The 13,481-nt window shown below is 35.2% G+C and carries 12 protein-coding genes; 11 read left to right on the top strand and 1 reads right to left on the bottom strand.

The window, feature by feature from the left end; all coding sequences use genetic code 11:
* Positions 1–18 precede the first annotated feature (18 nt).
* Entirely contained in the window at positions 19–1,938 is a 1,920-nt protein-coding gene (locus ACI4WO_RS06890) for an NAD(+) synthase (protein ID WP_439806820.1), read from the bottom strand.
* Positions 1,939–2,102: 164 nt separating this feature from the next.
* Here ACI4WO_RS06890 and thyX point away from each other — a divergent pair, with 164 nt between their 5' ends.
* The 11 genes from thyX to fliB all read left to right on the top strand — a co-directional run bounded on the left by thyX (position 2,103) and on the right by fliB (position 13,439).
* Positions 2,103–2,873 (top strand): FAD-dependent thymidylate synthase, encoded by a 771-nt coding sequence (thyX, locus tag ACI4WO_RS06885; RefSeq protein WP_439806819.1) that lies wholly within the window; start codon positions 2,103–2,105, stop codon positions 2,871–2,873.
* Position 2,874: 1 nt separating this feature from the next.
* Entirely contained in the window at positions 2,875–3,543 is a 669-nt protein-coding gene (locus tag ACI4WO_RS06880) for a dTMP kinase (RefSeq protein WP_439806818.1), read from the top strand.
* Entirely contained in the window at positions 3,543–4,433 is an 891-nt protein-coding gene (locus ACI4WO_RS06875; RefSeq protein ID WP_439806817.1) for a DUF2156 domain-containing protein, read from the top strand. The genes ACI4WO_RS06880 and ACI4WO_RS06875 overlap by 1 nt, the downstream gene beginning before the upstream one ends.
* A 15-nt stretch (positions 4,434–4,448) precedes the next feature.
* Complete coding sequence (locus tag ACI4WO_RS06870) at positions 4,449–4,988, top strand: DJ-1 family glyoxalase III (protein ID WP_439806816.1); 540 nt, start codon at positions 4,449–4,451, stop codon at positions 4,986–4,988.
* 1 nt (position 4,989) lies between these two features.
* Complete coding sequence (locus tag ACI4WO_RS06865) at positions 4,990–5,565, top strand: 5-formyltetrahydrofolate cyclo-ligase (protein ID WP_439806815.1); 576 nt, start codon at positions 4,990–4,992, stop codon at positions 5,563–5,565.
* Positions 5,558–7,180, top strand: a complete 1,623-nt coding sequence (gene mltG / locus ACI4WO_RS06860; RefSeq protein ID WP_439806814.1) for an endolytic transglycosylase MltG — start codon at positions 5,558–5,560, stop codon at positions 7,178–7,180. The genes ACI4WO_RS06865 and mltG overlap by 8 nt, the downstream gene beginning before the upstream one ends.
* A gap of 2 nt (positions 7,181–7,182) precedes the next feature.
* Positions 7,183–8,406 carry a peptidase U32 family protein gene (locus ACI4WO_RS06855; protein ID WP_439806813.1) on the top strand — a complete coding sequence of 408 codons (1,224 nt, stop codon included), beginning with the start codon at positions 7,183–7,185 and terminating at the stop codon, positions 8,404–8,406.
* Between the two features lie 180 nt (positions 8,407–8,586).
* Positions 8,587–10,764 (top strand): anaerobic ribonucleoside-triphosphate reductase, encoded by a 2,178-nt coding sequence (gene nrdD / locus ACI4WO_RS06850; protein ID WP_439806812.1) that lies wholly within the window; start codon positions 8,587–8,589, stop codon positions 10,762–10,764.
* 18 nt (positions 10,765–10,782) lie between these two features.
* The gene (gene nrdG, locus ACI4WO_RS06845; RefSeq protein WP_439806811.1) at positions 10,783–11,313 is read left to right on the top strand and encodes an anaerobic ribonucleoside-triphosphate reductase activating protein; all 531 of its coding nucleotides are present in this window, start codon (positions 10,783–10,785) and stop codon (positions 11,311–11,313) included.
* 110 nt (positions 11,314–11,423) lie between these two features.
* Positions 11,424–12,308, top strand: a complete 885-nt coding sequence (locus ACI4WO_RS06840; protein WP_439806810.1) for a DUF2935 domain-containing protein — start codon at positions 11,424–11,426, stop codon at positions 12,306–12,308.
* A gap of 123 nt (positions 12,309–12,431) precedes the next feature.
* Positions 12,432–13,439 carry a flagellin lysine-N-methylase gene (gene fliB, locus ACI4WO_RS06835; RefSeq protein WP_439806809.1) on the top strand — a complete coding sequence of 336 codons (1,008 nt, stop codon included), beginning with the start codon at positions 12,432–12,434 and terminating at the stop codon, positions 13,437–13,439.
* The last annotated feature ends 42 nt before the right edge of the window (positions 13,440–13,481 follow it).

Raw genomic sequence — 13,481 nt, 5'->3', positions numbered from 1 at the left:
TATACGGCTCACGCCGTATTAATTTATTTTTTCAAGTTCCTGAAGCCATATATTTGCAGAAGCATCACTGGGACATCTGAAATCGCTTCTCGGCGATAATGTAACAGTTCCGACCTTCGGACCGTCAGGCAGACATGACCGTTTGAACTGTTGTGAGAAGAACCGTCTGTAAAAATTTTTCTCCCATTTTAATATAGTTGCTTTATCGTATAGATTTTTAAAAGCTATGCAAGCTATGCGGTATATTTTTTTTGGCGAAAATCCATACCTTACCATATAATACAGGAAAAAGTCATGCAGTTCATAAGGCCCCACCAGATCTTCGGTTTTTTGTGAAATAGTACCGTTTTCATCAGGCGGCAGCAATTCAGGACTTACCGGAGTATCAAGTATATCATTTAATACTGATTTTAAAGCACTGTCAGAGCAATCAGCCTCATATTTAACCAGATATTTTACCAGAGTTTTCGGGATGGACGAATTAACCGCATACATAGACATGTGATCACCGTTATAGGTAGCCCAGCCTAGTGCAAGCTCTGATAAATCGCCTGTTCCTATAACAATACCGTTGTTTTTGTTGGCAATGTCCATTAATACCTGTGTTCTTTCTCTTGCCTGAGAATTTTCATAGGTTACATCATGAGTATCTATATCCTGACCAATATCTGAAAAATGCTGTATTACGCTGTCTTTTATATTGATTTCCAGTAAAGTTGTATTATATTCTTCTGCCAGACGGCAGGCGTTTGTATAGGTTCTGTTTGTTGTTCCGAAACATGGCATAGTAACGGCAATTATGCCTTTCGTATTCAGTCCGAGATGTTTAAATGCATTTACAGTGACAATGAGTGCCAGAGTTGAATCAAGACCGCCGGACAGTCCAATAACCGCTGTTTTACAGCCGGTATGTTTAAGTCTTTTTATAAGTCCGAACATTTGAAGCGAGGATATTTCCCTGCATCTTTCATCAATGTCTGAATCATTACCCGGTACAAAGGGGGTAGGTGAAATATAATTGTTTATATTAACTTCATGATGATTTATGGAAAAGTCAATCTTAGTATATTTTTCACTCTGCATTAATGATGATTTCTGAAAGGTGTTGGAACGTTTCCTTTCAAATTCAATTTTCTGAAGATCGGTATCAAAATATATTATTCCGTTTGTAAACCTTTCAGATTCAGCAGATAACGCTCCGTTTTCAGAAATTATACTGTGTCCCGAAAAAACCATATCCGTCGTGGATTCGCCTGTTCCGGCACTTGCATACATGTAGGTGCATAAAAGACTGCCTGACTGGGCTTTGACAATCATTCGTCTGTAATCAGCCTTTCCGATAATTTCATTGCTGGCTGATAAATTTACAATTAAATTTGCCCCTTCCTTGGCAAGCATAATAGAAGGAGAATCTCCAACCCATAAATCTTCACAGATTTCAATTCCAAAGGTAAATTCCGGCATACTGCTGCACTGGAAAATATAATTTGTACCGATCGGTACACTGTAACCGAAAACATCTGCCTGACTGTTTTTCATTCCGGGAGTAAAATGTCTTGCTTCATAAAATTCAGAATAATTTGGAATATTCTTTTTAGTAATAAGAGCCAGCAGCTTTCCTTTATTAATAACTGCGGCACAGTTATATATTTTGCCCTCAGATGCAAACGGAAGTCCGATAACATTTACCATATCGTATCCGGAGGTTCTGGTCATTATTTTTTGCAGTGAAGATAATGCCGAATCCAGAAGCGTATTCTGAAAAAATAAATCACCGCAAGTATATCCGGTTATTGACAGCTCAGGAAATACGCAAATCATAGCTCCCGATTCATGAGCATTATTTATCATTTCAATTATACGGTCACTGTTGTATTCGCAGTCCGCTACCTTTAAATCAGGAGTGGCACATGCAGTTTTTACAAAACCATGCTTCATATTAATCTCCATTCTGGACATTTAATAAATTTAATATAATGTTATTATAACCCAAAAAAAAACAATATGCAAGAAAAAATAATTTAAAATATTCGGCTGTTGACGAAAAACTATAAAAATGTTATAATAAATTGATATTTTTTATTTCCTGTGGGGGGATTTTTTTGAAAGTTACATTAATTGCTCATACTCCATGTCCGGAAAAACTTGTTGCGGCGGCTGCAAAACTATGCTATTCAGACAGCGGCTGTGAAAATATAATGGATGGTCTTACAGAGGAAAAAACAGAAAGCTTTGTTAAGATGCTGTCGGATATGGGACATGAAAGTCCGATTGAACACGCTTCGTTTACCTTTGCAATCGAAGGAGTTTCACGAACCCTTCTGGCACAGATTACCAGACACAGACTGGCCTCATTTTCTGTACAAAGTCAGAGATATGTAAAGAAAAATAATTTTGTTTACATTACTCCGCCGGCAATTTCTGAAGATAAAAGCATAAATGAAATGTATGAACATTCTATGCAAAGCTCCTTTGATGCGTATAATGCAATTGCCGATAAGCTTGAGGGAAAATATTTTAACGAGTTTCTGTCAGCAGGTATGTCTGAAAAGCAGGCTCATTCCAAAGCAGAGAAAAAAGCTATTGAAGACGCAAGATATGTTCTGCCTAATTCATGTGAAACCAAAATGGTTGTTACAATGAATGCCAGAAGTCTTATGAATTTCTTTAAGCTCAGGTGCTGTATGAGAGCACAGTGGGAAATCAGAGAGCTTGCAGAAGAAATGTACAGGCTGTGCTATAAAGCGGCTCCGTCAGTCTTTTCAAGTGCAGGTCCCCCTTGCTGCAGCGGCGGATGCCCGGAGGGCAAAATGACCTGCGGAAAAATAAACGAAGTGCGGGACAAATTTCAGAAAATAAAAGAGAGTCTTTAAAATGAAAAAAGGTAAAATAATTGTTATTGACGGTCTGGATGGCTGCGGAAAATCAACTCAGCTGGAGCTTGTCAAAATAAATCTTGAAAAATCCGGGTATAATGTCAGAAGCATCAGCTTTCCTGATTACAATAACCCCTCATCGGCACTTGTAAAAATGTATCTTAACGGTGAATTTGCAGAAGATCCTGAAGGCGTTAACGCATATGCTGCATCAAGCTTTTATGCTGTGGACAGATATGCAAGTTATATGAAATACTGGAAATCTGACTATGAAAGCGGAAAAATAATTATATCTGCAAGATATGTAAGCTCAAATGCTGTACATCAGATGTCAAAGCTTCCGAAAGACTGCTGGGACAATTATCTTGACTGGCTTTATGATTACGAATATAATAAATTGGGACTGCCTGAGGCGGACAAGACTATTTTTCTTGATATGCCTGTAAGTGTTTCCCAGAAGTTTATTTCAGAACGATATAACGGAGACGAATCAAAAAAAGATATTCATGAATCTCATATAGAATATCTGGAACAATGCCGTAAATCAGCTCTGTATGCGGCAGAAAAACTGTCATGGTCATTAATTAAATGCAGTGAAAATAATATCCCGTTATCAATAGAAAGAATATCATCTGAAATAATGAATGAAATATCAGAGGTAATTTAATGCTTGAATTTCGTGAAATCAATATTAATGATAAGGAATGGATTGACGATTTACTTAAAAAATCTGATTTTATGGGGTGCGAATACAGCTTTGCAAATAATATGGCATGGCGAAGAATGAATAATTCCCTTATATCCCGGTTTAATGATTTTTATATTGTAAAGGCTGAGGATGAAAATTATGTATACTATACATTTCCGGCAGGGAAGGGAAAATATTCATTATTATTTGATGCACTGGAAGAATATGCTGACCATGCAGGAAAAGGTATGATATTTACTGGTGTAACTGATTACGGACTTTTTATACTTGATAAATATTCTCAATGGAACTGTATTGCTGAAAAATCAGAGGATTACAGCGATTATATTTACCTTGCAGATGATCTTATTAATCTCAAAGGGAAAAAATACCATAAAAAGCGTAACCATTTATCCAAAATAAATAATTATAACTGGGAATTTCATCCTATGACACCGGATGATTTTGATGAATGCATTGCATTCAGTGCTGTTACTTACAACAATAAAAACGGATATGACGATCATTCAAGCGTGGCGGAACAGTTTGCTATACACACCTATTTTTCATATTTTGAAGAAATGGGTCTTAAAGGCGGAGTAATAACAATTGATAATAAAATAAAAGCGTTTACAATCGGAGAGCAGCTTAACAGCAAAACATTATGCGTTCATATTGAAAAAGCAGATCCTACTGTAAACGGTCTTTATCCGGCAATTAATAATGAATTTGTAAAATATGCTGCCGGAGATTTAATATATGTCAACAGGGAAGAGGATCTTGGTATTGACGGATTAAGACAGGCTAAAAGATCTTATTTTCCGGTATTTATGGTTGACAAATATAATGTTAAAATTAATAAAAAATGATTTAAGGAGAAAAATATGATTTACGTATTTCTGGCTGATGGATTTGAAGAAGTTGAAGCTTTAACTCCAATTGATATGATGAGAAGATGTGAACTTGAGGTTGTTACTGTCGGAGTAGGAAGACAGATTATCAGAGGCGCTCACGGAATTTTTGTTACTACAGATATTGTTGACAATGAACTTAAACTGGATGATTCAGTTGAAATGATTCTACTGCCAGGCGGAATGCCCGGAACACTAAACCTTGAAAAATCTGCATCTGTACAGAAAGCAATTGACTTTTGTGCAGAAAATGATAGATTTATTGCCGCAATATGTGCAGCACCCTCAATACTTGGACATAAAGGTCTGCTGAAAAACAGACATGCTACATGCTACACAGGTTTTGAAAGTCAGCTGGATGGAGCTGTTGTTTCAAAAGACCCGGTATGCACAGACGGAAAAATTATTACTTCAAGAGGTGCGGGAGCTGCTATGCAGTTTTCATTTGAAATTGTGAAACAGCTTATATCAGAGGAAAGAAGCGAATTACTGAAAGCTTCTGTATTATATTAATATGTGCGGTAATATAAAGGCTCAGTTGCGTCAGGATATAAAATATATGAGAAAACATATGAATCCTGATATAAAAAAAAATTCAGATGAAGAAATATATAATAATTTATTGACTCTGGATGTATTTAAAAAAGCTGAACTTATACTTGCATATATGTCAACTAATATAGAAATAAATACTGATAAAATAATAGAATACTGTCTTAATAGTTCAAAGACAGTGGCTCTTCCAAGATGTATTGAAAATAACAGAATGGATTTTTATTATTATAATAAAAAAGCTGATCTGGAAAAATCTGCATATGGAATCTATGAACCATATCCGGACAAAAATAATCTGTTGTATTCTTATGAAAATGCTTTGTGTATCGTACCCGGACTTGCCTTTGACAAAAAAGGATATCGTCTGGGCTATGGCGGAGGATATTATGACAGATTCTTATCAGAACATAAAAATATAATAACTGTCGGGCTATGTTATCAGGAAAATATTAAAGATAAACTTATCAGAAATGAATATGATATACATGTAAATTATATTGTTACTGAAAAATCCATGGAGGTGTGTAATGGATAATAAAAGAGGAAATTCCGATAAAGATAAAATACTTGAGGAAATACTTGATAAAGTAAGCAGGGAATCTGAAAGAAAACCTGTCAGCAGAACACAGTATTCGTCCGGAAGATCTTCTGTACGAAATAATTCAAATCAGCATGTACCACGAAAAACAATGAATCCGGCTGCAAGATCAACCAGCAGTAATACCGGATTTGCAGTATCCAGAACATCTGATAACAAAACCGGCACTGTTTCCAGAAATACCGGGTATGTAAATAAAAATACTTCGGCTTTAAAAAATAATACTGGCAGCGGCTATCAGGAATATACAATTAATATTAAAAGAAAAAACATGACAGATACTGGTAATGAGCAAGCTGTAAGAAACACCGGTATTCATAGTACAAATTCAGCTTCTGCAGCAGAACATAATGTCCGTAAGGCACCAGTTTCTTATGAACAGTCTGCTAAATCACGAAAAGTTCAGACGGCTTCTCCTGAACGTGAAAAAGCTGAAAATATACGCAGGAAAAACAAAAAAAGATCCGGCAGACTTCCGATTGTTCTTATTCTTACCACACTGATTGTTACAGTGGCTGTTTCTCTTTCAGTGCTGATAATTGCTGTCGGACGGGACATGCTTGCAATCGGCAAAGACGAAGCTTTGAAAATGGTTACTATTTCTGAAGGTGATGATGCTAAAAAGGTTGCCCAGATACTCTACGATGAAGACATTATTAAAATACCAAAAGCATTTGAAGTTGTTTGTAAAATGAGTGATGCAGATACAAATTTTATTCCTGGTGAATATGAACTCAGTCCAAGTGATGCATATGAAACAATTATTACCAAACTTACAACAGATATGTCAGAATATAAAGAAACTGTAGATATAACATTCGTGGAGGGTATAAGTATATATGAAGCTGCTCAGCAGCTGGAAGAAGAAGGCGTTTGTGAAGCAGAAAGATTTTTATATTATTTTAATGCCGGAGGATATGGATTTGAATTTGAGAACAGACTGCCTTCCAATACAACTTCAAAGTTTTACAAAATGGAAGGATACCTGTTTCCGGATACCTATCGTTTTTATGCAGACTCTGATCCGGAATCTGTATGTATGAAAATCTATCAGAATTTTGAAAATAAAATGACTGACGAATATTATGCTCAGATGGATAAAAAAGGAATGACTCTGGATGAGGTTATAACTCTGGCGTCAATTGTTCAGGCAGAAGCACCGACAGCAGAATCAATGAAAAAAGTTGCTTCCGTATTTGAAAACAGACTTGCAGATCCGGATAATTTCCCGAAGCTGGAATCAGACCCGACAACATATTATGTAGATGAAATTATAAGACCTAATATTGAAATTCCATCTGATGTGATTTTTGAGGCATATGATACATACAAGAGCAATGGTCTTCCTCCCGGAGCTATCGGAAATCCGGGACTTGACGCTATCGAAGCAGTTTTATATCCTGATGACACTGATTATTATTTCTTCTGCGCAAATATTGATACAAAAGAAATATATTATGCAAAGACAAATGAAGAGCATGAGGAAAATATGGAGCTTATTGGTCAGCAATATGAAGATGCTGAAAATAATTATGATGATGAGGATGAGTAAATTTGAATAACTTTGAAAATCTCGAGGTATTAGCGCCTGCTGGTGATGTTGAACGGTTTCAGGCTGCAATAGACTATGGAGCAGACGCTATATATCTTGGCGGAAAGAACTTCGGTATGCGTGCTTCACCGGGTAATTTTACCTTTGAACAGCTTAATAAAGCTGTAAAAGATGCACACGATAAAAATGTCAAAATTTATATTACCTGCAATACACTTCCCCGAAATAATGAGATACCGGAATTTGAGGATTTTATAAAAAATGTTCAGGCATGCGATGTTGATGCAGTTATTGTGGCTGATCTGGGACTGATGTCACTTATTAAAAAATATACTCCTGATCTGGAAATACACATGTCTACACAGACCGGTATTGTAAATTATGCTTCTGCCAATGAATTATATAATATGGGGGCAAAGCGTGTTGTACTTGCCAGGGAGCTTTCTATTGATGAAATTGCTGAAATAAGAGCTAAAACTCCAAAGGATATGGAAATAGAAGTTTTTGTACACGGTGCAATGTGCGTTTCATTTTCCGGAAGATGCCTTCTCTCAAGCTATCTTGTTAACAGAGATGCTAATCATGGAGAATGTGCTCAGCCATGCCGTTGGGGGTATCATTTAATGGAAGAAAAAAGGGAAGGGGAATACTATCCGGTTTTTGAAGATGAACAGGGAACATATATATTAAATGCTAAAGACTTATGCATGATAAATCATATAAAAGAACTGGCGGATGCTGGTGTTACAAGTCTTAAAATCGAGGGACGTGCAAAATCGGCATACTATGTTTCTGTTATAACAAATGCATACCGTATGGCTGTTGACTGGCATAAAAATAATCCTGATAAACCGCTTCCGGAATGGATTTCCGATGAAGTTTTCAAAGTAAGTCACAGGAAATATTGTACCGGATTTTTCTTCGGGCATCCTAAAGATTGTCAGTATTATGAAACGGGCGGTTATATCAGAAATTATGATGTTGTAGCGGTAGTTGATAAGTGCGAAAACGGTATGCTTTATGCAACACAGCGCAACAGATTCTTTACAGGGGATACGCTGGAAATTATGGCACCCGGATGTAAACCTGTTACTTTTACTCCGGATGTGATTTATAACGGGGACGATGAAAAAATTAATACAGTAAATCACGCAATGATGAAATTCAGATTTAAATGTGACCATATATTTCCGCCTCGTTCTATTATCAGAAAACAAGTGGATTAAATAAGGAGTACTCAGGTACTCCCTATTTTTGCATTGATTTTTTAATTTAAAACTTGTTCATTTTGACACTTGACTTTTTTCGTTTCTATGCTATAATACTAGATATAGTGTTTGAAGCGAAATCCAAACACAAAATATAGTGTTTGGGTCTGTTATTAAATTTGGAGGTTGTTATGCATTATGAAGATTATTAAAAGAAGCGGAACCGAAGTCGGATTTAATATAGAAAAAATTATTGCTGCTGTTAAAAAGGCAAACAAGGAAGTAGTGGAGAGTGAAAGACTTACAGAAAAACAGATTGATGAAATTGCTGATAATGTTGAAAATATATGTTTATCAATGAACCGTACATTAAATGTTGAAGAAATTCAGGATCTTGTTGAAAATCAGATTATGAACCTCAAAGCTTTTGAAGTTGCAAGAAAGTACATAACATATCGTTATAAAAGATATCTGGTCAGAAAATCAAATTCTACAGATGAACAGATTTTAAGTCTTATAGAATGCAACAATGAAGAGGTAAAACAGGAAAACTCAAATAAAAATCCTGTTATCAACAGCGTTCAGCGTGATTATATGGCAGGAGAAGTCAGCAAGGACATTACCAAAAGATTTCTTCTTCCGGATGATATCGTAAAAGCCCATGAAGAAGGTATAATACATTTCCATGACTCTGATTATTTTGCACAGCACATGCATAACTGCTGCCTGGTTAATCTTGAAGATATGCTTCAGAATGGAACAGTAATCAGTGAAGTTATGATAGAAAGACCTAAAAGTTTTTCAACTGCCTGCAATATTGCAACACAAAGTATTGCTCAGATTGCAAGCTCACAGTACGGCGGTCAAAGCATTACGCTGTCACATCTGGCTCCTTTTGTTGATGTCAGCCGTCAGAAACTCAGAAGAATTGTTGCTGAAGAATTCAAGGAAGCAGGACTTGAACTGAATGAAGAAAAAATAAATGAAGTAGCTGAAATGCGTGTAAGGGAAGAAATCAAACGCGGGGTGCAGATGATTCAGTATCAGGTCATAACATTAATGACTACAAATGGTCAGGCACCATTTGTAACAGTGTTTATGTACCTTGATGAGGTAGAAGAAGGCAGACTCAGGGATGATCTTGCACTGGTTATTGAAGAAATGCTTCGCCAGAGAATTCTCGGAGTTAAAAATGAAAAGGGAGTATATATTACACCTGCTTTTCCGAAGCTTATATATGTTCTTGAAGAGGATAATATAAGAGAAGGTTCAAAATACTGGCATATTACAAAGCTGGCTGCTGAATGTACAGCTAAAAGAATGGTTCCTGACTATATTTCTGAAAAGAAAATGCTGGAATATAAAGTGGATAAAAACGGTGAAGGACACTGCTATCCGTGTATGGGATGCAGAAGCTTTTTGACGCCTTACATTGATGAAAACGGCAAACCGAAATATTACGGTCGTTTTAATCAGGGCGTTGTTACCATTAATCTGGTTGATATTGCATGCTCATCAAAGGGAGATATGGATTCATTCTGGAAGATTTTTGATGAACGTCTGGAACTTTGCAGACGTGCATTAATGTGCCGCCATGAAAGACTTCTTGGAACACCTTCTGATGTTGCCCCGATTTTGTGGCAGTATGGTGCACTGGCAAGACTGAAAAAAGGAGAAACAATAGATAAACTTTTGTTTAACGGTTATTCGACAATTTCTCTCGGATATGCAGGTTTATGTGAATGCACACGGTATATGACCGGTAAATCACATACAGACCCCGAAGCCACTCCGTTTGCTTTAAAGGTAATGGAACACCTGAATGAAGCATGTAACAGATGGAAGCAGGAAACTAACATAGATTTCAGTATTTATGGTACTCCGCTGGAATCAACTACATATAAATTTGCTAAGTGCCTTCAGAAAAGATTTGGCATTATAAAGGGTGTTACTGATAAAAATTATATTACAAATAGTTATCATGTACACGTTACAGAAGAAATTGATGCGTTCAGTAAATTATCTTTTGAAGCACAATTTCAGAAGCTTTCTCCAGGAGGGGCAGTCAGCTATGTGGAAGTTCCTGATATGCAGAATAATATAGAGGCAGTACTGGCAGTTATGCAGCATATATATGAAAATATTATGTATGCCGAGCTGAATACAAAAAGCGATTACTGCCGTGCATGCGGTTATGAAGGAGAAATAAAAATCGTAACTGATAAGGACGGAAAATTGATCTGGAAGTGTCCTAACTGTGACAATACTGATCAGGATCAAATGAATGTTGCAAGACGTACATGCGGTTATATCGGTACACAATTCTGGAATCAGGGACGTACTCAGGAAATTATGGAAAGGGTTATGCATCTCTGATAAATGGGAGATGGTTGAATGTATTACGGCGCTATTAAAAAGTATGATATTGCAAATGGGTCGGGAGTAAGGGTATCTTTATTTGTTTCCGGATGCACACATCACTGCGAAGGCTGTTTTAATAAAGAAACATGGGATTTTAAATATGGAAATCCTTATACGAATGATACCCGTAAAGAAATACTAGAGGCTCTGAATCACCCATATATATCCGGCTTGACTTTAATAGGCGGTGAGCCGTTTGAACCATCCAATCAGGAAGTGCTGGCGGAACTTGCAAAGGAAGTCAAAGCCATGTTTCCTCAAAAAAATATCTGGTGTTATACAGGTTATAATTTTGAAAATGATCTGCTTAAAGATTCCGGCAAAGCAAGATGTCAATATACAGATGAGTTGTTAGGTCATATTGATATTCTTGTTGACGGAGAATTTCAGATTGACAAAAAAAATATAAGTTTAAAATTCAGAGGTTCTGAGAATCAAAGAATAATTTTAGTACAGCAATCATTAAAACAAAATAAAACAATATTATCTGATTTAAATCAATAAAAAGATTATGGCAGCTTTTTCATTTGTAAAAAGGCTGCCTTCTTTTAAATATAACAAAGTTCTGCTATGATGAATATAATATGAATATATTTTATTTAATGGAGGCAGATATGAATATTAATAATTATATTGCTGAATCTCTGGAACTTCATATTTTTTTCGGACGTATAATGAAAGAACATTCTTTGTTTCTGAAAGCCGGATTTACTCCGGCAAATTCAAATTTTTCTGCAAAATCAGAATTTTATAAAAATGAATTTGAAAATCTTCTGAATCGTACAGTGCTTCTCAGCAAAGGAATAATAAGCCCAAAAGTATTAAATTCAGGAGAAATTGTAACTGAATTTACTCTTGATGCAGAAAGACAAACTGAGAAATTTACAGGTATTCATATTAACAGTAACATAACCAGAAGAGAATTGAGATTAAGCTGCTGTGACAGAAATGAAATAAGTGGCAGAATTCGTCAGGTAAAGGCTCTTAACCGTACTGCACTGAGACTGCTCAACGGTTTAATTAGTCTGAAAGAAGAAATATTAAACAAGATGCTAAGCTGTCAGATGTTTACGGTGAATTATCCGCTGCTTATTGAACATATATTAAGAGAAGCAAAATTATACAGAGATTATATAAATATGCTTGAGACAGAAGGAACGATAATAAAATCCATGAAAGAGGTGGAATGCTTCTGGAATCAAATTATGATGGAGCATGCACTCTTTATAAGGGGATTGCTTGACCCCACAGAAACAGAACTTATTCATTCTGCGGATATGTTTGCAGATAATTACGCTGCTCTGCTTAAAAACTGCCGTAACGCACAAAATAAAACCATGAACATTGATTCTATGACAGAAACTAAAAAGTTAAGAGACTTTAAGGCGGCAGGTGCAAAGGGAATAGAAAACTGCCAGATTCGTTCTATTATTCTTCCATTGCTTGCTGACCATGTTCTTCGTGAAGCAAATCATTTTATCAGAATTCTTGAAAGCTGATTTTCCAAAAAGCAGATTTGAGAAAATTTATCTAGAATCTGTTTTTTATATTGCATTTTAATGTGGCTTTTAATATAATTAAAATGTACAAAATTATATTTAAATTTTTGGAAAGGCAAAAGTATGTTTGTAACAGTACCAGATTATTATAATAAATTTAAATGTATTGCAGATAAATGCCCTGACAATTGCTGCATAGGATGGGAAATTGATATTGATGATAAATCATACGAAAAATATAATAATACTACCGATGATATGGGTGAGCTTCTCAGGAACAATATTGTATTATCAGATGACGGCTGTTTTTCTTTTAAGCTTGCTGACAATGAACGCTGCCCGTTTCTGAATAAAAAAAACTTGTGTATTCTTATCACAGAAAAGGGTAAAGATTTTTTGTGTGAGATATGCAGAGAACATCCAAGATTTCATAACTGCTTTGGAAATATAAGAGAAACTGGTATAGGAATGGGATGTATTTCAGCAGCAGAAATTATAATATCTCAAAAAAATAAAACAGGATATATTACGATTCAAAATAATGAATCTGAATATGAGATAGATTATGATGAAAATTTTCTGAATCAGCTTAAAAATATAAGAAAAGAAATTTTTAAAATTTTACAAAACAGAAATATGAACATGAATGAACGCCTGGCTGAAATGCTGTTATTTGGCGAAAAAATACAGGCAGAGATAGATGGTGAAAGGGATTTTGAAACATCAGAAATAATTTTACAACAGCCTGATTATGATGATTATAAAATACTGCTCGAAAAACTTATTCCTTTAAATGAGTACTGGAAAAGAGTTGTTAAAAATATGAAATTAAAGGATATTTTAGAAATAAATAACATAGAATATGAACAGATTGCAGTATATTTTATATATCGTCACTTTTTATCTGCTGTATATGACAGAGATATTATTTCAAGAATAAAACTTACAATTATATATTGTCTTACAATTTTATGTATTTCCGATAATTCATATAGTATTACCCAAAAAGCCTGTCTTGTGTCTAAAGAAATTGAATACTGTTCTGAAAATATTGACCTGCTTCTGGATTTTTCATATACTGAAAAGTGTATGTCAACAGAATGCCTTTTAGGTTTATTAAAAAAGTATTAAAATTTTTGTTGACAAACTGGAAAATAAATGATATAATACAAA

Origin of the sequence: Porcipelethomonas sp. (assembly GCF_051893655.1) — a bacterium.
GTDB lineage: Bacteria > Bacillota > Clostridia > Oscillospirales > Ruminococcaceae > Porcipelethomonas.
Note: the sequence above shows the minus strand (reverse complement) of the source record. Positions and strands in the feature narration are given on the sequence as shown.

Bases quoted from the DNA above. Each gene is read 5' to 3' on its own strand.
- ACI4WO_RS06875 (WP_439806817.1), top strand. From the start codon at position 3,543: ATGCTTGAATTTCGTGAAATCAATATTAATGATAAGGAATGGATTGAC.
- ACI4WO_RS06890 (WP_439806820.1), bottom strand. From the start codon at position 1,938: ATGAAGCATGGTTTTGTAAAAACTGCATGTGCCACTCCTGATTTAAAG.
- nrdG (WP_439806811.1), top strand. From the start codon at position 10,783: ATGTATTACGGCGCTATTAAAAAGTATGATATTGCAAATGGGTCGGGA.
- fliB (WP_439806809.1), top strand. From the start codon at position 12,432: ATGTTTGTAACAGTACCAGATTATTATAATAAATTTAAATGTATTGCA.
- nrdD (WP_439806812.1), top strand. From the start codon at position 8,587: ATGAAGATTATTAAAAGAAGCGGAACCGAAGTCGGATTTAATATAGAA.
- ACI4WO_RS06880 (WP_439806818.1), top strand. From the start codon at position 2,875: ATGAAAAAAGGTAAAATAATTGTTATTGACGGTCTGGATGGCTGCGGA.
- ACI4WO_RS06865 (WP_439806815.1), top strand. From the start codon at position 4,990: ATGTGCGGTAATATAAAGGCTCAGTTGCGTCAGGATATAAAATATATG.
- ACI4WO_RS06840 (WP_439806810.1), top strand. From the start codon at position 11,424: ATGAATATTAATAATTATATTGCTGAATCTCTGGAACTTCATATTTTT.
- mltG (WP_439806814.1), top strand. From the start codon at position 5,558: ATGGATAATAAAAGAGGAAATTCCGATAAAGATAAAATACTTGAGGAA.
- ACI4WO_RS06870 (WP_439806816.1), top strand. From the start codon at position 4,449: ATGATTTACGTATTTCTGGCTGATGGATTTGAAGAAGTTGAAGCTTTA.